This window comes from Ruminococcus flavefaciens ND2009 (assembly GCF_000621785.1).
Lineage (GTDB): Bacteria > Bacillota > Clostridia > Oscillospirales > Ruminococcaceae > Ruminococcus > Ruminococcus flavefaciens_C.
The window spans coordinates 79,325-101,992 of sequence record NZ_KK211349.1 but is presented as its reverse complement, the minus strand read 5'-3'; the positions used below and the strand labels follow the sequence as shown (position 1 = coordinate 101,992).

Genomic DNA, 22,668 nt, shown 5'->3' with positions numbered 1-22,668 from the left:
ATTGATTCATAATTCATAATGCTTGATGCATAATTGTTGCAGCTTTTTATGATGAATTATTCCTTACAAAATAATCCATCGTTTTCCCGGGTTGCGGGATTATCCTCAATGTATTGCCATACACCGCGGTATTCAAATTCATTCCGCCCAGCCCGATATCTCAAACAGCTCGCCGAAGAGCTCCACATGGACGTAATTCTCCATATAGCCGTCATCGGTGCCTGTCTCGAAGCAGACAACAGTCTCCTCCTCGTCTATATCCACATAGACGTTCCTCAGCTTCAGCAGCTTTGCGAGAGCCTCGGCGTTTCCGCCCTCATAGAAGCCGTCGTCGATAAGCATTGCTGCTATGGTGCTTCTGCCGCCGTCCAGTCTTGCCAGCTTTTTGGCTATATCCGAGAGGTTGGCGATGATAGTCTCCTCGCTGTCGGTATAGAAGCGGACGGTCATCATCTCGTCCCACAGCTTATAGGGCAGCTCATAGGCTTCCTCCCTCTGGTTGTAGCTGATATTGCTCACATCATCACCTCCCCGAAGACAGAATAACAAAAAAGCCCCTTACGCCTGTAATTAGGCACAAGGGACGATAGTCTACCGTGGTTCCACCCTGATTCACACGGAGCCTTCTCCGTATCTCAAGTGCTCTGTAACGGGAGCTCCCGACGCTTATTGGGCGCACTCAGAGGCGGTGTGCTGTATATCCTTTGCCGTGCAGCCTTGCACCGAACGGCTGCTCTCTGAAACGGCTGGGGAAAAGCCTTCCTCATCGACGTTTTGCGGGATATTGTACACTTATCTTAGCACAGATTTTACTATTTGTCAAGAGGAAAAAGTGTGAAATCCAAGTTTTTCCGCAGTTTTCCGCAACGAATTAAACATTCTGTTGAAACTCACGTTAAAAACCACAAAATAACGGGTTGAAATAATTCAAAAAATGTGGTATAATGTTAATAAGTATAATGTCCGAGGAGTATCCTGAACTGAGGGGGACTGCGCAGGCAGGCGGAAAACGGCTCCCCGGAACAATAAACCATAAGGAGATATACATGAACATCGAAATAGCAAGAATAAATCAGGGGATAGAGAAAGACCCTAAGGAATACGTCAGGACTATAAATGAGGACTACATCTACAAGCTCAGCAAGATAGCCGACGATATAGCTGAAAACCGCAATGAGAAGCCTGTTGTGCTGCTGTCGGGACCCTCGGGCTCCGGCAAGACCACAACGGCTATGATGATAGAAAAGCTCCTGGACGATAGAGGGCTCCAGACCCACACCCTCTCCATGGACAACTGGTTCTGTCCGCTGACAGAGGCTGAGAAGGCACTCGCCGCTGAGGGCAAGATGGACCTTGAGTCTCCCCTCCGCGTGGACAGCCAGCTCCTCAACCAGCAGATAGAAGCCATAAGCGCCTGCCGCGAGATAGAGCTTCCCAAGTACAACTTCAAGACCTCTACACGCACAGGCTCGGGCAAGAAATTCAAGCGCAGCAAGGGCGAGATAGTTATTTTTGAAGGCATTCACGCCCTCAACCCGTCGGTAATAACCGTTCCCGACACCATGATAAGCAAGATTTACGTCAGCGTCCGCACCAGAATATCCGGTGACGGCATACTTCTCCACCCATCAAGGGTTCGTCTTATGCGCCGCATGATAAGGGACAAGAACTTCCGCAAGCGCTCTCTCCGCGAGACCATGAATATGTTCCACAGCGTTGAGGCAGGGGAAAACAAGTACATCATGCCCTACAAGTACCGCTCGGACTACGATGTGGACACCTTCATGGCTTATGAGCTCTCCGCCTACAGGAACGACCTGCTCACCCAGCTTGAGGAGATGATGGACGTTCCCGAGATAGCCGAGTCAGTAAAGGTTCTGGAGCAGCTGACTCCCCTGAGCAAGAAGGACATTTCCCCCGACTCGCTCATCTGCGAATTCATAGGCAACGGACAGTTCAAATACTGATACATAAGGGAGACTATATATGGAATATCTCGAAAACAGAGAGCTGTCATGGCTCAAATTCAACAAAAGAGTACTGGAGGAGGCAACAGACCCCGATACTCCGCTGCTTGAGCGGCTCTCATTCTCTGCTATATACCAGAGCAATCTGGACGAATTCTTCATGGTCCGCGTGGGCTCTGTCACAGACAAAGCCAAGAGCGAGGGCAAGAAAAAGGATAAATTCTCGGGCATGAACGCTGCCCAGCAGCTCGATGCCATCTTCACCGCTGTCCGCAGGCTCCAGCCCTCTGTGGAGGAGGCTCTCCGCAGCACTATGAAGGAGCTGGCTCCCTACGGCTTTGAGCACGTTACCTTTGACAAGGCGACCAAGGAGGAGCAGACCTTCCTGGAGCTCTATTTCAAGCGCGAGCTGAAGCCCTTCATATCGGGAATCGTAGTCAATGACGCACTGCCCTTCCCCTTCCTCAAGAACAAGTACATCTACGCAGTTGTGCAGCTGGGCGCCAAGAAGGGCGTATCCATAGGCGTTATCCCTGCCTCAACAAGCCGCTCCGAGAGGATAATCCACCTGGGCAGGGACGGCAAGAGGTTCATACTGGAGGAGGAGGTCATCCTCCGCTTCGCGCACCTGATGTTCAAGAACTACAAGGTCATGGACCGCGCTCTCATCAGAGTCACCAGAAGCGCCGATATTATGGTATCGGGCAGGGGACCCGAGTTCCGCCAGCGCATGGAGGAGCTCGTTGACAAGCGCCAGAAACTGGCACCCGTGCGCCTTGAAATATCCGACGTCTTCAACCGCACTGCACTGGACTATCTCTGCAAGAAGCTGAAGCTGAAGAACGTCAACGTTTTTACCTCACGTATCCCTCTGGACCTTTCCTACCTCTATACTTTGCAGGAATACGACGAGGACCCGAAGCTCCACTACGTCCCCAGGACGCCCAGAAAGCCTGCGGCTCTCTCTGACACAAGACCCGTTTTCTCACAGGTAAAGTCAAAGGATATGCTGCTCAGCTTCCCCTTTGAGTCCATAAACCTGTCATTCATAAGGCTCCTTCAGGAGTCCGCCAACGATCCCAAAGTCACTTCCATAAAGATAACCCTCTACCGTCTTGCAAGGAACAGCAAGGTCATCGACGCTCTCTGCACTGCCGCCGAGCAGGGCAAGGAGGTGCTGGTCATGATAGAGCTCCGCGCAAGGTTCGACGAGGAGAACAATATCGAATGGTCAAAGCAGCTTCAGGAGGCAGGAGTCAAGGTCATCTACGGTCCCAGGGACTTCAAGGCTCACTCAAAGCTCCTGCTCATCACCAGAAAGGCTCAGGGCGGCGGCTTCGACTACGTGACACAGATAGGCACGGGCAACTATAACGAAAAGACCGCCGCGCTCTACACCGACCTCATGCTCCTCACTGCCGACAGGGACATTGCTGCCGACGCAGAGGCTGTTTTCTCAGGTCTCCTCAACGGCACATTTGTGGAGCAGACCAACAAGCTCCTTGTGTCTCCCCTTGCCCTCAGGCCTCAGGTGCTGGAACTCATGGACGGACAGATAGAGCTGGCTAAGAACGGCGGAAAGGGCTATATCGCCGCAAAGGTGAACTCCCTCAACGACCCCGTCATCATCGACAAGCTGGTGGAGGCTTCTCAGGCAGGCGTAAAGATAGAGCTGGTAGTCCGCGGACTCTGCTGCCTTATCGCAGGAGTGCAGGGCTATACCGAGAATATCACCGTCCGCAGTATCGTGGGACGCTTCCTTGAGCACAGCCGTATATTCATTTTCGGCGAGGACGGTCCCGACCAGAAGATATACATAGGCTCAGCCGACTATATGAGCAGGAATACCATACGCAGAGTAGAGGTGGCTGCACCCATAGAGGACGAACGCCTCAGAAGACGTATCCGCGAGATGTTCCGCGTACTTATGCGGGATAACGTCAAGGCAAGGATAATGCTCAGCGACGGCAGATATATCCGCGAGCGCAGGAACGCTGATACTCCCCTCAATTCGCAGGAGTACTTCTATGACGAGGCTTACAGACGCCTTGAGGACAAGACCGCAAGGCAGGAGCAGCTCCGCGTGAACCGCGAAAAGGGTGCCGCAAAGAAGAAGGCGGCTGCAAAGAAGCCCCGTACAGCGGCAAAAAAGACTTCGGCAAAGACCTCTGCGGAAAAGCCCGCCAAACCTGCGGCAAAGCGCGGAAGGAAGAAAAAGTCCTCATAAGTCATTTATATGCGAAAAAGCAATAAAACACTTGAAACTTTGCCCGATTTATGATATAATATCTGTTATACCTGTATTAAATGGTATAAAGCGGCAATAAGTTTTATTTGAGGTTTGGATAATGATTGGATATTATAACTATACGGTTATTCTTACATATATGAGTCTCATCTCATCTGTGATAGGTATGTTCTTCGCGGCAGGCTTCGGCGGTATGGAACGTCACCCCGAATATGCCATAATATGCCTTATGGTTTCGGGACTGTGCGATATGTTCGACGGAAAGGTCGCCCGTACAAAGAAAGACCGCACCGAATGCGAAAAGAAATTCGGTATACAGATAGATTCCCTCTGCGACGCCATCTGCTTCGGCGTCCTCCCCGTGGTAATCGGCTATTCCGTAGGCATGAGAGACTGGATAGACCTGCCTATACTGGTGCTCTTTCCCCTCTGTGCCGTAATAAGGCTCGCCTACTTCAACGTGGCTGAGGAGGAAAGGCAGAAGAAAACTGCCGAGAACCGCAAGGTCTATGAGGGACTTCCCGTTACCAGCGTGGCACTGATACTGCCCCTGCTTTACAGCTTCCACAAGGATATAGGTGAATGGTTCCCCGAGGTATACGGCGGCGCTCTCCTGCTCATCGCCCTCGCATTCATCACCCGCTTCAAGGTCAAGAAGCCCAGTATGAAGACCATGCTCTGCTTTATCGGAGTGGGCGTGGGTGAACTGGTATGGATGCTCTATAAGACCAAGACAAGATGAACATGAGGGCTGCTGCGGGCTGCGGCAGCCCTTTCGGATTAGGATAGTTTTTACTCAGCGCCCCGGCGCAGTTCAAGGAGCTAAAATATGAAAAGGATAATGCGCTTCGCCGCAGCTGCGGCAGCATTGCTGTGCTGTGCCGTTTCCTGCGGCAGCCGCACAGTCTCAACGGACAACGTCTCGGCTACGCTGAAAATGCACAGCAACAGAACAGCCGAGGACGTCTCAAAGGAAATGGAAGGAGACTGGGAGACCACTTCCTCCACCATAAACGGCGAGCCCTGTGACTTCGTCCGCGATAAATTCACCTTCACCGACAACGGAAACGGCACCTTCTACGACAAGGAGGGCGGGCTCCACCAGATAACCTGGCATATCACCGAAAGCGGCGGTATCACCATTACCTATGTGGAGACCGATGAGACCACTGCCCCCTATGAGCTCAGCAATGAAGTGCTGACCCTGACGGAGGATACTGACGAGGGCGTCCGCGAGACCTGCATCTCAAAGACAAAGTCCCCCGAAAAAGACAAGGATGATAAGGAGAACTGATATGAAAAGGATTATTTCTCTCGCCGCCGCTGCATTTATCCTCATGTGCTGCGTCATAGGCTGCGGAGCCAAAAGAGACCCCAAGTATATCGGTAAATGGGAAGCCACCGAGATGATGATGGACGGCACCAGCTACAAGGATATGATGGGCGTCCCCCTGTCGGCACTGTTCAGCTTTGAGATAAAGAAGGACGGCAAGGTGGAATGGAGATCTGCGGTAAATAACAAAGTGATCCAGAACGCCAACGAAAACCTGGACATAACCTGGAAGGAGACCGAGGACAACGTCATCGAGATAAGAGTCTCCGACCTCACCGACAAAAATCCCGATAACATCATGGATCTTACCTATCGCGACGGAAAACTCGTGATCGAAGAAGAAGGCTCATACATCAATATCAGCAAAGTCGATGAATTCACAGAGATAGACCCCGATGCCCTCAACGCAGCTGCGGGAGTTATCCAGAATTTCGGCATTTCCAACTAACAGGAGATCATTATGAAAAAACTGATTTGCTTTTGTGCAGCAGCTGTTCTCATGGCAGGCTGTATATGCGGCTGCAGCAACAAAACAGGAAAGACCTCTCAGAGCAGCACCACCACCGAGTCCTCCACAGCGGAGGCTTCCTCAGAAAATACCACGGTTACCAATGACGTAAGGAAATTCCTCGGTAAATGGGAGTCCTACAAGGCTACCGTGGGGGGCGTGGATTACGAGACAGACTACTCGGGCTATCCCCTCAGCGCTGTCATGAAGCTGGAGATATTCGAGGACAATACCGCCCATATCACCACCGCTCTCAACCCCCGCGGCAAGGAGCGCACCAGCGATTACTACAAGTGGAACATCACCTCTATGGAGGGAAATGACGTCCTCCACGTCGTAAGTCCCGATGACAGGTACGATTGCAGGATCGAGCAGGGACAGATGATAGTGAGATACGCCGATTACGACGACGGAACAGAGATATTCCTGTTCTCCGTGGATAAATTCAGCGAGTCACAGTCCACAACCGAGGCTGGTCTGGACAAGGTGGATTACAGCGCATATTTCGGCAAATGGGAGTCGGAGGAGGTCACCTCCTACGGTGAGACCTATACCGAGACTATGGGCGATTATCCCGTAAATGTGGCATTCAGATTTGAACTCAATGACGATAATTCCGCTGTCCTGTCCATTTTCGGCGAGCCCCTGGATTATCAGTGGGAGGCTCAGAAGAAGAACGAGCTTTATATGTGGAACGACTATGAGGGCTTCGCTATCACCCTCAATGACGGCATACTCACTCTTGACAGCGAAACGGGACTTGTCATAAAGCTCCACAGCGTTGAGGAATTCTCCGATTATGACTTCTCTGCCGCTGCGGCCTCAGCTCCCGACGATGACGCTATCCTCAATCCCGAGGAGACGGAGGAAACTACCTGATACCCAAAGGACTGCCAGTGGCAGTCCTTTTTTTGCACAGTGAAGGAGCAGCTCCTCTGATTTGACTTTATGCTCCATAAATGGTATAATTGAAATAAGTATGGACTTTTTTGAAATAATAAAGGAGAGATACTATGCATAAGGAATTCTTAATGGGTAATGCTGCCATAGCACGCGGCGCTATTGCGGCAGGTCTGAACCTTGTGGCAGGCTACCCGGGCACTCCCTCCACGGAGGTGCTGGAAACTACCGCAAAGACCAACGACGGCTCTATATACGTCGAGTGGTCGGTAAATGAAAAAGCCGCTATGGAGCTGGGCGCAGGCGCTGCCTACAGCGGAGCACGTTCAATGGTCACCATGAAGCAGGTGGGTCTCAACGTGGCTTCCGACCCCCTTATGAGCCTTGCTTATATCGGCGTCAAGGGCGGCATGGTGATACTGGTCGCCGATGACCCGGGTCCCATTTCATCACAGACAGAACAGGATACAAGACATTTCGCCTCATTCTCAAAGCTTCCCTGCTTTGACCCTTCCTCTGTTCAGGAAGCCTATGACATGATACAGGAGGCATTTGAATATTCCGAGAAATACCACACACCCGTGCTTTTCAGACCTACTACAAGAGTCTGTCACGGCTACGCTTCCATTGAGGTCAAGGACAAGGAGGAGTACAAGGTAAACAAGCCCGAGGGCTTCATCAAGGACTCCTCAAAATGGGTAATTTTCCCCCGTCTTTCCTACAACGCTCATATCCACATTGAGGAGCGCAATGTTGAGCTTTCAAAGGTTTTCTCCGAATATGAGAGAAATATCATCACAGAGGCAGGCGACAAGGGCTGCCGCAGGGGTATAGCTACCCACGGCATAAGCTACACCTACACTATGGAGGCACTCCGCGGAAAGAGCGCTCCCAGAATATTCAAGGTGTCCACTCCCTTCCCCTTCCCCGAGCAGGCTGCCGTAAAGTTCCTTGAGGGACTGGACGAGGTGCTCTGTATCGAGGAGCTTGACCCCATCATCGAGAGAGAGCTTACCTATATCTGCGGAAAGTACCACCTTCCCACAAAGATACTGGGCAAGCTTACACATAATGTAAAGACCGCAGGCGAGAACACCTGCGCTACCGTTGCTGCAAATATCGCGGAATTCATGGGCTGGGAGAAGCCTGCTGCCATTGAGGCTGAGACTCCCCCCGCACTTCCCGTCAGACCTCCCGTCCTCTGCGCAGGCTGTCCTCACAGAGCTTCATTCTTCGCTGTAAAGGAAGCAATGAAGGGCAAGAAGTCCGTATTCTGCGGCGACATCGGCTGCTACACCCTCGGAAACGCCATGCCCCTTGACATGGTGGACACCTGTCTCTGCATGGGCGCAGGCGTGAACATCACCCAGGGTATCGGCAAGATAGAGCCCGACACAAACTGCTTCGCTTTCGTGGGCGACTCCACATTCTTCGCCTCCGCTATCACAGGCGCTGTGAACGCTGTATACAATCAGGCTGATATGACACTGGTAGTTCTTGACAACTCCACCACCGCCATGACAGGCCATCAGCCTCACCCCGGCACAGGCCGCACCATGATGGGCGAGGTCGTTGAAAAGGTCAGCATTCAGGAGGTCCTGAAGGGCGTGGGCGTAAAGACCGTAGAGACCGTTGATCCCCTTGAGCTCAATAAGGCTATCGACACGGTAAAGCGTGTTTCCGCAGAAAAGGGCGTCAAAGCCATCGTGTTCAAGTCACCATGTGCTGTGCTCATCAAGGGCAACAAGCCCGCTGTTATCGACAGCGAGAAGTGCACCTCCTGCAAGAAGTGCATAAAGACCCTGGGCTGCCCCGGCATCGTGCTGAGGGACGGCAGGGTAACTATCGAGAATTCCCTTTGTACAGGCTGCGGACTCTGTTCGCAGGTATGTCCTTTCGGTGCTATAGGAGGTGGCGAAGATGCAGAGTAATATCCTTATCTGCGGCGTAGGAGGTCAGGGAATAGTCCTTACCTCAAAGCTCATCGCCGCTACAGCTATGGAGCATGATATACCCGTTATGAGTGCCGAGACCATCGGTATGGCTCAGAAGGGCGGAAGCGTTTTCAGCTTCCTGAGACTGGGTGATGACATCTACTGCCCAATGTTCCCCGAAAAGACTGCGGATATAATCATAGGCTTTGAGCCTGCCGAGGCTGTCCGTATGCTGCCCTATCTGAAGGACGGCGGTCAGGTGGTAGTCAATACCCACCCCATAATGCCCGTAACCGCTACTCTCAGCGGCTCTGACTACACAGGAAACGAGATGCTGGATTACCTTCAGCGCAACGTGAAGAACGTTGTCCTCGTTGACGGAAATAAGGCTATCGAGGAGATAGGCTCCCCTAAGGTGCTGAACATGGTAATGCTGGGTGCAGCCGTCCGCAACGGCGTACTGCCCTTCTCTGTAGACGATATTGAAGACACCATGAAAAAGACAGTTAAACCGCAGTTCATCGAGCTCAACAGCAAAGCGCTCCGCTATAATGGATAATTAAAATTGACTTTGTAGGGGAGGGCGCCCTCCCGAAACGGACATAAAAATGTGTATCGGGAGCCCAAGGGCGGGCTCCCCTACAATATCGTTAATTACGAATTAATTGAAAGGAAAGAATTAAAATGCAGATATCACAGCAGCAGCTGGACCTGGTCAACGACCGCATACGCGCTCTCGTTGAGGCAGGCAGCTTCTATGGAAAAAAGCTTGCAGAGGCAGGTATCACCCACGTTGAAACTCCCGAGGACTTCACAAAGCTGCCATTCTCCGAGAAGAAGGACCTCCGTGACGCTTATCCTCTCGGACTCATGACCGCTCCCGAGGAGGAGATAGTCCGCATACATTCATCATCGGGAACTACAGGTACTCCCGTAATTATCCCCTATACAGCCAAGGACGTTGACGACTGGGCTATCATGTTCAAGCGCTGCTACGAGACAGCAGGCATAACCAACATGGACCGTATCCAGATAACCCCCGGCTACGGCCTCTGGACCGCAGGTATCGGCTTCCAGAACGGTGCCGAGAAGCTGGGTGCAATGGTAATACCCATGGGTCCCGGAAATACCGACAAGCAGCTCCAGATGATGCAGGATATGAAGAGCACTGTGCTCTGCTCAACATCTTCATATGCACTTCTTCTTGCAGAGGAGATAGAAAAGCGCGGAATAAAGAAAAATATCCACCTCAAGAAGGGCGTTATCGGCTCTGAGAGATGGAGCGACAAGATGCGCAAGCACATCTCCGAGTCTCTCGGTATCGAGCTTTACGACATCTACGGACTTACCGAGATATACGGCCCCGGTATCGGTATAAACTGCGAATACAACGAGGGTATGCACTACTGGGACGACTTCCTCTACATAGAGATCATCGACCCCAAGACAGGCGAGCCCGTTCCCGACGGAGAAATGGGCGAGATCGTAATCACAACTCTCGTCAAGGAGGGCGCTCCCCTTATCCGTTACAGAACACATGACCTTTCAAGGATAATCCCCGGCAAGTGCAAGTGCGGACGCTGCTATCCCCGTCTTGACACTATCATGGGACGTACCGACGACATGATGAAGATCAAGGGCGTAAACGTATTCCCCAGCCAGATAGAGGAAGTTCTTGCAAACTTCAACGAGATAAACAGCGAATACCAGATCCGTATCTCTCACCTTGACGGCAAGGATACTATGCGTATCTACGTCGAGTCCACAGGCGATGTGGACTTTGAGTCGCTGAGCAAGAGGATAGCCGAAAAGGTAAAGAGCAGGATAGGCTTCACTCCTATCGTAAAGGTAGTAGAGGTGGGAGTCCTGCCCAGAAGCATGAAGAAGACCGCAAGAGTCATCGACGAGAGATTTGACTGATAACACATTTTAAGGGCGCTCACCACAGCGCCCTTATCAATACTTCCACGGGAACAAATAAAGGAAATGAATGCAAACGAACTTCTCGCGCTTATATTTATAACAGCCGTTATCGCCTTTGCGGTATGGCTGTACAAGAGGCTTCACAAGCCCGATATTACCAAGCTCTACAATGCAAAGACCATCCTCACCGACAGGGAGTATGAGTTCTACACCCGTCTCAAGCCCATTGCGGATCAGTACGGGCTGAATATCTACACCAAGGTCAGGCTTGCGGACCTTATCGAGCCCAAGCCCAAGGAGGAGAACCCCTACTGGATGGAGTGCTTCAACAAGATAAAAGCGAAGCATATCGACTTTGCCCTTGCCGACGATGAGACCTGCATCGTGGCGCTCATAGAGCTGGACGACACCTCCCATGCCCGTGCTGACCGCGTGGAGAGAGACGATTTCGTCAACGCCGTGCTGGAGAATACGGGCTACACCCTGCTCCGAACCTACGGCGACCTTGACGTTATCGAGGAATACCTTAAATAAAAAAGCATGGCTACTGTGATGCTTATATAGAAATTTATACGAAACTATCGGGGAAAAACCTTTCTGAGGAAAGGTTCTTTCCCCGAACCCCTTTTCCAAAGACTTTTGGCTGATTTTTATCAGGACAGGGCGCCTTAAATATAATAAAAAGGCATATATTATCAAGCGCCCTGTCCTGATAAAAACAAAACAGAGTCCTCAGAAAAAGAATTAAGGAAAGCACTTCTTCAAAAGGGCTTCCCTCAAAATTACGCGTAAAACTGCTATATAAGTATAACGATAGCCATGCTTTTTTTGTAGGGAACGCCGCCCCTACTCTCAACTCTCAACTGTCAATCTGTATACCTTATCCACGGTATGTAAGCTGTATGTCAAAAAGACCTCACCGCCGGCACCGACCATGGTGTTCTCCACATTATGTATACTGTTGAAGGATATTCCGTCCTCCTGCCTTCTTATGTCCCCATATATGCCCTTTTCGCAGACAGGGTAGGTGAGTCCCAGCTCGGGCATTATGCAGTATACAGGCATCCGGAAGGTATTGCTCCTGTTTCCGATGAACACCATTCCGCAGCTGTAAGTTATCTCGTCGCCCATGTCCGTGATGTCGGAGATATAGTGCTCCATCTTCGTAATATCATAGGTGTGGAGCTTATTCCCCGACCTTATGATGAAGCGCTCCGCGTCGGCATATACGATTATGCCCGTGGAGACAGAGGTCTCCGCGTGGTAAAACTCGTTGTCCATATCCAGCTTGCGGCTGCCCTCACGCTTTACCAGATAGCTCTGTACACCGTTGAAACGGTCATTTGTCACCGAATTTTCGGGAGCTTCTATATCCTCGCTCAGCACAAATCCGTCCTTGTCGCTGTCAAACTTGTAAAGCACCCTGTCATCATCGCTGTCCTTTGGATATGCGAGTATGCAGACAGCTCCCGTATCATCGGTATGAAGCCATAAATACTCCTCGGTGCTGCCCTCAAAGACCTGCTCCGTCTCATGGGTATAGAGGTCGGTCTTATAGATCACGCTGCCCTTTTCACCCGATGAGTCGTAGACCTCACTGAATAGGGCTCCATTGCCGAAACAGGGGTCCTGACAGTGGTCCTCCAGTCTCTCGGCTGACCAGCTGAACACCTCCTCAGTGCTGCCGCTTTTAGGGTCATAGCACAAAACGTCCCAGTCATATACCCCATACATAAAGTTTGGATAGGCAATATAGAGGAAGCAGAGGTCATTCTCGGTATAGCAGCTTTCTATGACTCCCTCCATGGGCTTGTCTACAAAATCCTGCCAGTTATATACAGACTGTTCGTTCCAGTATTCCTGCCCGTAGCATTGCTCGGCGAACTCCGCCTTGTTGCAGACAGGTATCCTCTCGCCCACCTCAATGCCGCTGAGGTCTGTGCTCTCCACCTTTACGGGAGCCTCTCCCTCGGGATAGCTCAGTGTGACGTTCAGCACCTTGAAATCGCTGTCGCTGTACTCTGCCTTTGTACTTATTTCGCTGTCCTCGGCGTAGTCGCCCGTGATGTCATCGGTCACCGAGCTGACCTTTTTCTTCTCGGCGCAGCCCCAGCCGAATACCGAAACTGCCGCCAGTATCAGTGCTATTCTCTTATTCATCGTTACCCTCCGCAGTGAACCAGAAGTATATGTACTCATAGTCATAATACTCCGTATGTGTGAAGTCACCGTCAGGGGTACTTACCGTCACAGGCTTTGATTTTGTAGGACGGTAGGTCATGAACATCGCATTTTTTCTGTCATTGCCGAAAAGTCCCGTGCTCATGTTCATCAGGTTTCCGTCATCAATAGGAACTGTCTCAACAGGGAAAACAAGTCCCAGAGCAGGCATAATGTAATAAGCGCCGCCTGTACGCATACCACCCATATATGTGATAACTCCGTCACCGAAGGCAACGCAGTTTCCGCCGTAGCTGGTATAATCAATAACATAGTGCTGCATGGTCTCAAGGTCGAATTCGTGCAGGACATATTTAGAAACGCCGCCATTTCCTCCGCCGTTGGAAAGGCTGAGAATAAGCTTATCCCTGCCCGCATATACTATATCGCAGTTGTTGAGACCTGTGGACATTCTGTATTCCTCGGTGACAACGTCGTATTTACGTGTGCCCTCGGGCTTTTCCTTCCATGCAAAGAGCTCCCCGTATATATTGGGAAACTCCTCTGTGCCCCATTTGCTTTCTTCAGCAGGGCTGAAAACGGAATAAAGCTCCTTCCACTCCCCCGTATCGAAATCGTACTCCTTCATGGTCATGTCCGAGCCATGCTCAACGAAGAAGTTCTCATTGTTGTCGGAGTATACTACCTCTCCCTCCTTGGGCTTATAGTCCTTGTCCACCTTTTCCCTCTGAGGGACGGAAAATGTAACTATGAGCCTGTCGGCGTCATTGGAGACCATGTGGCCATAACCGTCATCTTCGCTTTCCAGTATCTGCTCCATCTCGCCTGTTTCCCCGTCAAAGCGGCAGATGCCCAAAGTATCCGTATCCACGAAAAGCTCTCCGCGGACGGAGCATATCTGCCTTATCTCAAGGCTGTTTTCGGGATCGGAGTGGTGGAGTATCTCCTTCAGCTCTCCCTTTTCCGTATCATAGCGAAAAACCGAGCTCTCATGGCATCCGTAACAGAGCGTATCGTAATTTACGGCTATATAGGCAGTTGTGCCGCAGCCAATTGCGGAGGTGATGATAAAACTATCGGGATCGGTAAAGCTCATCTCCCATTCCGATAACCTGTCTGCCATAAAACGCTCATCGCGGTAGCCTTCGTTTAAATATTCAATGAACCTGTCGCGGTATTTCTCGTCCCTGCACGGGGAGATCATGCTGCCGAAGTCCTGCTCCTTAGAGGAGAATTCGCAGCGCTTATAGGGAAACTCCCTGTCCGTAATGGTGGTCTCCACGTTTACTGCGGAGAAATCCTCGGCGGAATAGGTCATAAACTCCCTTTCAACGGGCTCTCCCGAAATATCCTCACCTGTATCCGCAGTGGTATCCGCCGCGGGTGCCGAGGACTTTTTATTCTTCTTCTCACTGCATGAGAAGGTGCTGAAAGCAAGCATTGAAGCCGCAATTAAACATAATACCCTTTTCATGATGATGCTCCTTTCGGATAGTCTTCATATATAAGTGATTTCAGAGGGCAGAAAAGACGAAGCTTTTTCATGTTAAAACAAAAAAATATATATCCATTATATCGCACCGCCTTCATACTGTCAATCCCCAACTAAGCACTAACAACTAATCACTAAATACCATACTTGATATTTATATTCATTTATGTTATAAGCGGAGTGCCTCCGCTGCCTGTTTTGCGGCAAAATACTGTAAAATATCGGCTTTATCGCCGCGCCACTTGCTTTATCAGTAAGTTTATGTTATAAGCGGAGTGCCTCCGCCGCCTGTTTCGCGGCAGAATACTGTAAAATATCGGCTTTATCGCCGCGCCACTTGCTATTTTAAAGCATTTATGTTATAATAGTAAGATACACAAACTATTGACATTTTTCCACACGCTATGAACCAACGATACTATATTCCCATAGGAGATACAAATGAGTACTGAAACTATAATGAAATACGATTCTCCCGCTGAGAGCTATATAGAAGCCCTCCCTATCGGAAACGGACGTATCGGAGCTATGATAAGCGGTACGCCCGATAAGGAGTCTATCACTCTCAACGAAGATTCCTTCTGGTCAGGCGGTCTGCGCCACCGTATCAACCCCGACGCGGTAGAGGGCTTCAGGGAAGCCCGCAGCCTGCTCCTGGAGGGTAAACCCTCGGAAGCCGAGGAGGCTGCCTTTGCGAAGATGCAGGGCGTTACGCCCAATATGCGCAGATATATGCCCCTGGGCGAGCTGAAGATAGACCTCCGGCTGGACGGCAGGGCAAGGGATTACTCCCGCAGCCTTGACATCGGCAGCGCTGTTGCCGACGCTTCCTTCACAGTCAACGGAATCACATATACCAAGGAGTATTTCGTCTCCGCTCCCGACGAGGTAATGGCTGTGCGCATAAGCGCATCTGAGCCCGGAAAGGTCTCTCTCTCCTGTTGCATAGACAGCCCCGAGGACCTCTACGACGACAACCGTCCCTGCGGAGAGAATATGATACTTTTCAGCGGCGGTACAGGCGGTGCAAACGGTATACTCTTTGCTGCCTGTCTCGGAGCCTCAGCCAAAAACGGCTCTGTAAAGACCGTGGGAAGCAAGCTCGTAGTTGAAAATGCCGACGAGGTCATGATGATACTCTCGGTCCGCACCGACTTCTACAGCCAGAGCTATGCCGAGTCCGCAGAGGTTGACACGGAAATGGCTTTGCAGTGCGAATACGACGAGCTCTACTACCGCCATGTCAATGACTACCGCGAGCTCTTCGACCGCGTTGAGCTTTCCCTCAGCGACAACAGCGAGGAGGAGGACATCGCCCTCCTCAACACCGCGGAGAGGATAGACCGTCTCAAGGGCGACGAGCTGGACAATAAGGACTGCCGCCGTCTTATAAACGATAACAAGCTCTTTGAGCTTTACTTCAACTTTGGAAGATACCTGATGATCTCATGCAGCCGCGCAGGCACTCAGCCCGTGGGCTTGCAGGGTCTCTGGAACGACCTTACCGCCGTACATATCGGCAGCAGATACATTCTCAACGTCAACACCGAGATGTGCTACTGGCTGGCTGAGAGCTGCGGACTTCCCGAATGTCATCTGCCCCTTTTCGACCTTCTGGAAAGGGTCTGCGGCAACGGCAGAGTCACCGCAAAGGAGATGTACGGAATCTCAAAGGGCTTCGTATGTCACCATAATACGGATATATGGGGAGATACCGCTCCTCAGGACGAGAACCCGACGGCTACCATATGGCCTATGGGCGGTGCATGGCTGGCTCTGCATATCTTCGAGCACTATGAGTACACCCTTGACAAGGATTTCCTCAGGGAGAAGTACCACATAATGAAGGAGGCTGCGGAATTCTTCCTGGAGTATCTTGCAGAGGACAAGGACGGCAGACTGGTAACAGGTCCTTCCGTATCCCCCGAAAACATATATAAGGACGGAAACGGCGCTGAGGCAAGCCTTTGCATGGGACCTGCCATCGACTCACAGATACTTACGGTGCTGTTCTCCGACGTCATAAAGGCTGCCGGAATACTTGGCAGAGACGAGGCGCTGGCAGAGAAGCTTGTGGAGGCTGTAAAGAAGCTTCCTCAGCCTCAGGTGGGCAAATACGGTCAGATAATGGAATGGTCGGAGGACTTCGACGAGATAGACATCGGTCATCTCCACATCTCACAGCTTTTCGCACTCCACCCCGCTGACCTGATAACTCCCCATAGTACGCCGAAGCTGGCTGATGCCGCAAGAGCTACCCTGGTCCGCAGAATCATCAACGGCGGCGGACGTACAGCCTGGAGCTGCTCATGGGTCACCAATATGTGGGCAAGGCTCTATGACAGCAGCATGGTATCGGAGCACCTGAAACGACTGCTGTCCCACTACACCGCTCCCAACATGATGTCATGGAAGCCCTCCATGAGCATAGACGGCAATCTGGGCGGCACTGCTGCTATCGCAGAGTCTCTCATGCAGAGCTGCGGCGGCTGTATTTACCTGCTCCCTGCCCTCCCAGACGAGTGGAGCAAGGGGCACGTAAGGGGACTCAGAGCCAAGGGCGGCTTCACCGTGGATATGAACTGGATAGAGAACAGGCTCAGCTCCGCGGAGATATACTCATCTCTGGGCGGAGAGCTCAGACTCAGGACCAACTCTGTGGTCAGCATCACCTGCGAGGGAGAGTCAGTCGATTCACGGATAGAGGACGGCGCTGTGGTATTTAACACGGAACAGGGCAAAACATATACTGTCAATGCCTGATATAGGAGGAACAAATGGATATTCGCAAGTTCATCGCTCTTGCAGCTGCTCTGGGAGCTGCCGCATCGGCATTCACAGCCTGCAGCAAAAGCAAAAAGGCTTCGGTAACGGCTTCCGTGCCTATAATCGAGGAAACCACTGCTAAAAAGACAACCGAACCCACTACCACGGTCCCTGTGGAGACCTTCCCCGATTATCCCGTGACCTTCCCCGAGATAGAGAAGACCCAGTCGGGCAACCTATATGAGGCGGAAAAAGGCGAGCTGAAGGGCGGCGCAAAAGCTGCCGCAGACCTTCCCGAATTCAGCGGCGAGGGCTATGTCACAGGCTTTGGCAACAAGGGCGAGGCTTCGGTCACCTTTGAGGTGGACGTGCCCAGCAATCAGCACTATGACCTTTCCTTCAACATCTCGGCAAAGACCGCTGTGGACTGCCGCCTGTCACTGGGCGACGAGCAGCTGACGGTGTTCAGGACCACCGACAATGATCAGTTCACCTATATCACCATTTACGGAGTCTTCCTCACCAAGGGCAAGCAGAAGCTTACCATAACTCCCCAGAACGGCGATATGTGCATAGACTATCTCAAGATAGAGAACAATACCTCCCTCAGCGATATCAGCTACGACGCAAAGGGCGAGCTGGTAAACAAGAACGCAGGGGAGTCCGCAAAGGAGCTCATGAGCTTCCTCAGCGAAAACTACGGAAAATACATCATCACGGGACAGTATGCCTACGGCGGAAATAACTCCGAAATGGACCTTATCTACCGCACTACAGGCAAATACCCCGTTATACGCTTCTCAAACTTTGAGGTCCCCGACGAGAACTACGATGCCGGCTTCAAGGAAATAGATGCCGCAGCGGAATGGTACCTCAACGGCGGTATCACCTGTGTCAGCTGGTTCTGGAAGGCTCCCTCGGACAAGAAAAGCGGTATCCGCACCGAGGATACTGACTTTGACCTGTCAAAGGCTGTCACCGAGGAGAAGATAGCGGATCTCACCGAGGAGGAGCTGAGAGAGCTCTACAGCAAGGGCACTATTTCCAAAGAATGCTACGGTCTGATACTCGACATCGACAGCATGGCGGGACAGCTCACATCTCTCAAAAACAGGGGAGTTCCCGTGCTCTGGAGACCCCTGCCCGAGGGCTGCGGCGACTGGTACTGGTGGGGCGCAAAGGGAAATGCTCCCTATAAGTGGCTCTGGCAGCTCATCTATGACCGCTTTACCAGATATTTCGAGCTGGACAACCTTATCTGGATATGGAACGGTCAGAGCGAAAGCTCTCTGGTGGACAAGCGTACCTTCGATATTGCCGCTGTAGACCTCTACCTTGACGGCGAGAAGGACTACGGAAGCAGATTTTACGAGGAATTCGCCGCTGTCCAGAAGTTCGTGGGCAGCGATAAGCTCATTGCTCTCAGCGAGTGCGGAAGCGTTCCCGATATGGACGCTGCCTTCCGCGACAACGCTGTATGGTCCTTCTTCGGACAGTGGTACGGAAAGTACATACAGGACGAAAAGGGCGAATATTCCGAGAAATTCACCAGCAAGGACGCTCTCGTCAGGGCTTATAACTCCGACGGCGCCATGACTCTGGATGAATATCAGAAAATGAGAGGCATCGAACCGAAGCCTGCTGAGGCTGACGGTGAAGATTAAGGAAGGAGGCTTCGCATGAACGACGATATTTCGCCGATAAAACCCGATTCCGACACTCAGGCGGAGCTGATGGTGAAAATGCTCCATGAGGTGGAAAGAAATGACCACAGGGCTGCCAGCTTCAAAATGTGGGACACCCTGGTCATTACCCCATTCTCTCAGCCCGAGGACCTTTTCCTGTTCATGGAGGATGACTTCTCCCTGCTGAATACAGGGGACAAGACCTTCACTCAGCTCAGGACCGAGGCACAGAAGGCTGCGGAGAAAAAATACGCCCTCAAGGGCAATGTGACCCTTGAGAAGATATACGACATCTTCACCAAGATGAGCGGTATCACTCCCGCAGGAAGGGAAAAGCTCTTCAACCGCGAGTGCGACCTTATACACCATTTTGCCTTTGCCAGACATACGGGAAAGCTCCTTTTCGACAAGGCAAAGGACTGTAAGAACAAGATAATCATCACCTCGGAATCGATCTATCCGAGGGACGTTATAGTGAAGATACTCTGCGACTGCGGCTACGGCGAATACGATTCGCTCATTATCCCCGCCGAGCAGAATATCCCCGATTCCGCCGCTTCTGCCTTCATCGGCACGGTCATAAAGAAATCGGGAGTTGAAGCTTCAAATATACTCCACATAGGAAGCGACATTGTTAACGATGTTGAGACGCCCATAATGAAGGGCATGAGAGCCATAATGCTCCAGCCCGTACTTCCACTTATGGTCAAGTCGGGAAGGCTCCGCGGCTTCATCGAGGAAAAGCACCTCTACGACATCGAGGAGCCGAAATTCACCGCTCTCAGGTGCGCTCTGGCTCTCTATGCAATATACGGCTTCGACACTCCTCAGAATAAAAGACCAAAGAGCGATTTCTGCGGCGATGCCCGTATGCTGGGCTTCATCGTACTGGGTCCCCTTACGTTCATCAAGGACTTCTCCCCCGAGACCGAGCTCCAGCGCCAGCTCATCGACGCTATGGAGAAAAATAAGGAGATCTCTGCGGGAAAACAGGACTTTGAACAGATGGTCTACCACCATTTCGGAGATTTCATCGGGAAATACGGCGGCGAAGGCTGTCAGCTGCCGCTGGAATTCATCGAAAAATTCAGCTATATCGGCGACAGAGAGCTCATAAAGCCCACTCTGTCCGAAATTGGTCTCAAAAAATGGGGAAAACCCGCCAATGAACCAAAACTCGCTCCCGTACATACAAAAGCGGTCAAAAAGAACCCTCTTCAGAAGCTTGCCGACAAGCTTTTCCCCGAAGGTACAAGAGTCAGGGAGATCTCAGAGGGCATACTCACGGGAAAAAAGAAAAAGTGACCGCAGCTTTTTCCCACATAACTTCAATTACGACAGCCGTTTTCGACGGCGTTTTATAACAGCTATGGGTTATTACATTTCCCACCCAAAAATACCGTAAGAACCTAAAAAATCCCGTTGCAGCCACCTTTTGCTTCGTGTTATCATTATTGAGCGGTCAGGGACCGTCAAGTAAAAGGAGGTATAAATAATGAACAACAAGGTAAAGGTACTTATCGGCGACGATTCCGCCGAAACAGGTGTAAGCGTGGCTAATAAGCTCCGCGAAAAGGGAATGTATGCCTATACAAGGCGCAGAGACTGCGGTATAATACTTGAGTCTATCAAGAAGGATCCCCCCGATGTGGCTGTAATGGACATCTCGTCCCAGAACGGCGACATCATCTCGGTCATGAGGACCGTGAAGGACTCGGGCGTAAAGCCCCCTGTCTTCATCATTACTTCTGCCTATGACAACGAGTTCATCGAAAGACAGGTAATGGAAAACGGAGCTTCAAGATTCATGCTCAGACCCTACAGCGCAGAGGACCTCTGCACCGCTATCAATTCTTCTCTCGGAGACAGGGTAAGCAGTCTCAGCGATGATATGGAGGTGGTAGTCACCGACATGATTCATCAGCTGGGAGTGCCCGCTCATATAAAAGGATATCACTATCTCAGAACGGCTATCCTTTACTCTATCAAGGACAAAACTCTCCTTGACAGCGTAACTAAGCTCCTCTATCCCACTGTGGCAGGTATCTACGATACCACGTCATCACGGGTGGAACGTGCTATCCGCCACGCTATCGAAATAGCATGGGACAGAGGAAACGTGGATACCCTTAATTCCTTCTTCGGCTATACAGTTGATACAGGAAAGGGCAAGCCCACAAATTCGGAATTCATCGCTCTTATCACAGATAAGCTCAGACTTCGCTATAAAAGTGCACTGAACACTCACTGATAACGTATAAGCCGCGTTGTTTCCGAATATACTATTCCGTGATAATAATAAAAGGAGGAACAACATCATGGCTTTTACAAAAATCGACATCAGTGAGCTTTCATTCAATCCCTTCGATAAGATCGGCAAACAATGGATGCTCCTGACAGGCGGCGATAAGGACAGCTTCAACACAATGACCGCTTCATGGGGTCAGCTGGGTGTTCTCTGGAACAAGAACGTCCTTACCTGCTACATCAGACCTAACCGCTATACCTATGACTTCGTCGAGAAGGGCGAGTGCTTTACAGCTTCGTTCTATGGCGAGGAATACAGAAATGCCCTCTCCTTCTGCGGTTCCCATTCGGGCAGGGACTGCAACAAGGCTGAGGAGACAGGTCTCACTCCTGTTGAGATAGACGGCTCAATGGCTTTCGAGGAGGCAGAGCTCGTACTGGTCTGCCGCAAGCTCTACAGCTATGACCTTCAGGAGAGCGGTTTTCTCACAGATGACGGTATCCCCGCCAGATTCTTCGGCACGGATCCGTACCACCGCGCTTATATCTCCGAGATCGTCGGAGTATATGTGAAAAAGTAAGCGCAAAAGGGGCATAATAACATCACAAAACAAACAACACGACCAGTGCTTTTCACGGTAAAAGCTGCTATTGGAGGGAATATGAACATAAATGACATTTTAAAGGAAATAGCTGTAAAAAACGGAGTATCAGAAGAAGAAGTAAGACGCGAGATCGAAGCATCTATCGCAGAAGCCTGCAAAGACCCCAAAAACCCCATAAATAAGTTAGGTAAAGGAAGAGTGCCTACTACCGAAGAGGTCATGGAACACGTCCTCAAGGAAGTAGCTAAATCCCAGATGAATTGACTTTTCATAAAAATATCCCCGAAGCTTTTACGGAAAGCCTCGGGGTTTGTCTTTATATTCACTTTTCCAAAACAAAACCCCCTTGCAGGACCGTGAGTTGTCCGCAAGGGGTTCATTTCTTATATGATCAAAAAAGACCTTATTCAGCAGAGTTGAGCTTCTTAGCGAGCTGTGACTTCTTTCTTGCAGCCTTATTCTTGTGCATAAGACCCTTTGCGCAAGCCTGATCAACTCTCTTGATAGCAACCTTGATTGCCTCTGCCTTGTCAGCAGAACCAGCTGCTACAGCTGCGTCAGCCTTCTTGAGGATAGTCTTGAGATTAGACTTTCTTGCCTTGTTGGCAGCAGCCTTTGTTGCATTGACCTTTACTCTCTTCTTTGCAGACTTAATGTTTGGCATTACGTTACACCTCCTTGGATTATGCAGACCGAATAATCGCCTGCATTTTACAGATAATAGGAGCAAACACGGGTTCGTTCACTCCCGACAGCTGCAACGCACAGCTGCCATACTGAGACAAATATAATTATAACATTTTTCCACACCATTTTCAATAGCCAAAAGTGAAATTATGACCCGAAATATTTTCCACAATTAAAGCAATATGCACAATA

At 50.8% G+C, this 22,668-nt stretch carries 20 protein-coding genes; 16 read left to right on the top strand and 4 right to left on the bottom strand.

The features are described 5' to 3' along the window. Positions 1-138: 138 nt before the first annotated feature. The gene (locus T488_RS0115355; protein WP_028521574.1) at positions 139-519 is read right to left on the bottom strand and encodes a hypothetical protein; all 381 of its coding nucleotides are present in this window, start codon (positions 517-519) and stop codon (positions 139-141) included. A 425-nt stretch (positions 520-944) separates the two neighbouring features. Between T488_RS0115355 and T488_RS0115350 the strand changes: the two genes are divergently transcribed. The 10 genes from T488_RS0115350 to T488_RS18275 all read left to right on the top strand — a co-directional run bounded on the left by T488_RS0115350 (position 945) and on the right by T488_RS18275 (position 11,347). Further along, entirely contained in the window at positions 945-1,967 is a 1,023-nt protein-coding gene (locus tag T488_RS0115350; RefSeq protein ID WP_242838368.1) for a uridine kinase family protein, read from the top strand. Positions 1,968-1,986: 19 nt separating this feature from the next. Beyond that, the gene (ppk1, locus tag T488_RS18280) at positions 1,987-4,194 is read left to right on the top strand and encodes a polyphosphate kinase 1 (protein ID WP_082320560.1); all 2,208 of its coding nucleotides are present in this window, start codon (positions 1,987-1,989) and stop codon (positions 4,192-4,194) included. 121 nt (positions 4,195-4,315) lie between these two features. Next, a complete protein-coding gene (locus T488_RS0115340; protein ID WP_028521572.1) occupies positions 4,316-4,957 on the top strand; it encodes a CDP-alcohol phosphatidyltransferase family protein in 642 nt (213 codons plus the stop codon). Between the two features lie 87 nt (positions 4,958-5,044). Continuing rightward, complete coding sequence (locus T488_RS0115335; protein WP_028521571.1) at positions 5,045-5,509, top strand: lipocalin family protein; 465 nt, start codon at positions 5,045-5,047, stop codon at positions 5,507-5,509. Between the two features lies 1 nt (position 5,510). Beyond that, positions 5,511-5,996 (top strand): hypothetical protein, encoded by a 486-nt coding sequence (locus tag T488_RS0115330; RefSeq protein WP_028521570.1) that lies wholly within the window; start codon positions 5,511-5,513, stop codon positions 5,994-5,996. Positions 5,997-6,008: 12 nt separating this feature from the next. Further along, positions 6,009-6,935 (top strand): hypothetical protein, encoded by a 927-nt coding sequence (locus T488_RS0115325; protein ID WP_028521569.1) that lies wholly within the window; start codon positions 6,009-6,011, stop codon positions 6,933-6,935. Between the two features lie 134 nt (positions 6,936-7,069). Then, the gene (gene iorA / locus T488_RS0115320) at positions 7,070-8,887 is read left to right on the top strand and encodes an indolepyruvate ferredoxin oxidoreductase subunit alpha (RefSeq protein WP_028521568.1); all 1,818 of its coding nucleotides are present in this window, start codon (positions 7,070-7,072) and stop codon (positions 8,885-8,887) included. Further along, positions 8,877-9,449 carry an indolepyruvate oxidoreductase subunit beta gene (locus tag T488_RS0115315; RefSeq protein WP_028521567.1) on the top strand — a complete coding sequence of 191 codons (573 nt, stop codon included), beginning with the start codon at positions 8,877-8,879 and terminating at the stop codon, positions 9,447-9,449. Before iorA ends, T488_RS0115315 begins: the two co-directional genes overlap by 11 nt. A 125-nt stretch (positions 9,450-9,574) precedes the next feature. Continuing rightward, positions 9,575-10,810 carry a phenylacetate--CoA ligase family protein gene (locus T488_RS0115310; RefSeq protein ID WP_028521566.1) on the top strand — a complete coding sequence of 412 codons (1,236 nt, stop codon included), beginning with the start codon at positions 9,575-9,577 and terminating at the stop codon, positions 10,808-10,810. Between the two features lie 66 nt (positions 10,811-10,876). Further along, the gene (locus T488_RS18275; protein WP_051536517.1) at positions 10,877-11,347 is read left to right on the top strand and encodes a DUF2726 domain-containing protein; all 471 of its coding nucleotides are present in this window, start codon (positions 10,877-10,879) and stop codon (positions 11,345-11,347) included. Between the two features lie 318 nt (positions 11,348-11,665). On the opposite strand, the gene T488_RS0115300 is transcribed toward T488_RS18275, so the two are convergent. Together T488_RS0115300 and T488_RS0115295 are read right to left on the bottom strand one after the other, a co-directional pair. Next, the gene (locus T488_RS0115300) at positions 11,666-12,973 is read right to left on the bottom strand and encodes a hypothetical protein (protein WP_028521565.1); all 1,308 of its coding nucleotides are present in this window, start codon (positions 12,971-12,973) and stop codon (positions 11,666-11,668) included. Continuing rightward, positions 12,966-14,468, bottom strand: coding sequence for a hypothetical protein (locus T488_RS0115295; protein ID WP_028521564.1), 1,503 nt, complete (start codon positions 14,466-14,468; stop codon positions 12,966-12,968). Before T488_RS0115295 ends, T488_RS0115300 begins: the two co-directional genes overlap by 8 nt. Before the next feature lie 459 nt (positions 14,469-14,927). Here T488_RS0115295 and T488_RS0115290 point away from each other — a divergent pair, with 459 nt between their 5' ends. The 6 genes from T488_RS0115290 to T488_RS0115265 all read left to right on the top strand — a co-directional run bounded on the left by T488_RS0115290 (position 14,928) and on the right by T488_RS0115265 (position 22,053). Beyond that, positions 14,928-17,249: a glycoside hydrolase family 95 protein gene (locus T488_RS0115290; RefSeq protein ID WP_028521563.1), complete on the top strand. Its 2,322-nt coding sequence runs from the start codon at positions 14,928-14,930 to the stop codon at positions 17,247-17,249. Positions 17,250-17,263: 14 nt separating this feature from the next. Then, positions 17,264-18,916: a glycosyl hydrolase gene (locus tag T488_RS18270; RefSeq protein WP_051536516.1), complete on the top strand. Its 1,653-nt coding sequence runs from the start codon at positions 17,264-17,266 to the stop codon at positions 18,914-18,916. 15 nt (positions 18,917-18,931) lie between these two features. Further along, entirely contained in the window at positions 18,932-20,242 is a 1,311-nt protein-coding gene (locus T488_RS0115280) for a hypothetical protein (RefSeq protein ID WP_028521562.1), read from the top strand. 190 nt (positions 20,243-20,432) lie between these two features. Further along, entirely contained in the window at positions 20,433-21,188 is a 756-nt protein-coding gene (gene spo0A / locus T488_RS0115275; protein WP_028521561.1) for a sporulation transcription factor Spo0A, read from the top strand. A 67-nt stretch (positions 21,189-21,255) separates the two neighbouring features. Beyond that, positions 21,256-21,765, top strand: a complete 510-nt coding sequence (locus T488_RS0115270; protein ID WP_028521560.1) for a flavin reductase — start codon at positions 21,256-21,258, stop codon at positions 21,763-21,765. An 81-nt stretch (positions 21,766-21,846) separates the two neighbouring features. Then, positions 21,847-22,053 carry a hypothetical protein gene (locus tag T488_RS0115265; RefSeq protein WP_037298560.1) on the top strand — a complete coding sequence of 69 codons (207 nt, stop codon included), beginning with the start codon at positions 21,847-21,849 and terminating at the stop codon, positions 22,051-22,053. A gap of 139 nt (positions 22,054-22,192) precedes the next feature. Here the strand turns inward: T488_RS0115265 and rpsT are convergent, their stop codons facing one another. Next, complete coding sequence (rpsT, locus tag T488_RS0115260) at positions 22,193-22,453, bottom strand: 30S ribosomal protein S20 (protein WP_028521558.1); 261 nt, start codon at positions 22,451-22,453, stop codon at positions 22,193-22,195. Between the last annotated feature and the right edge of the window lie 215 nt (positions 22,454-22,668).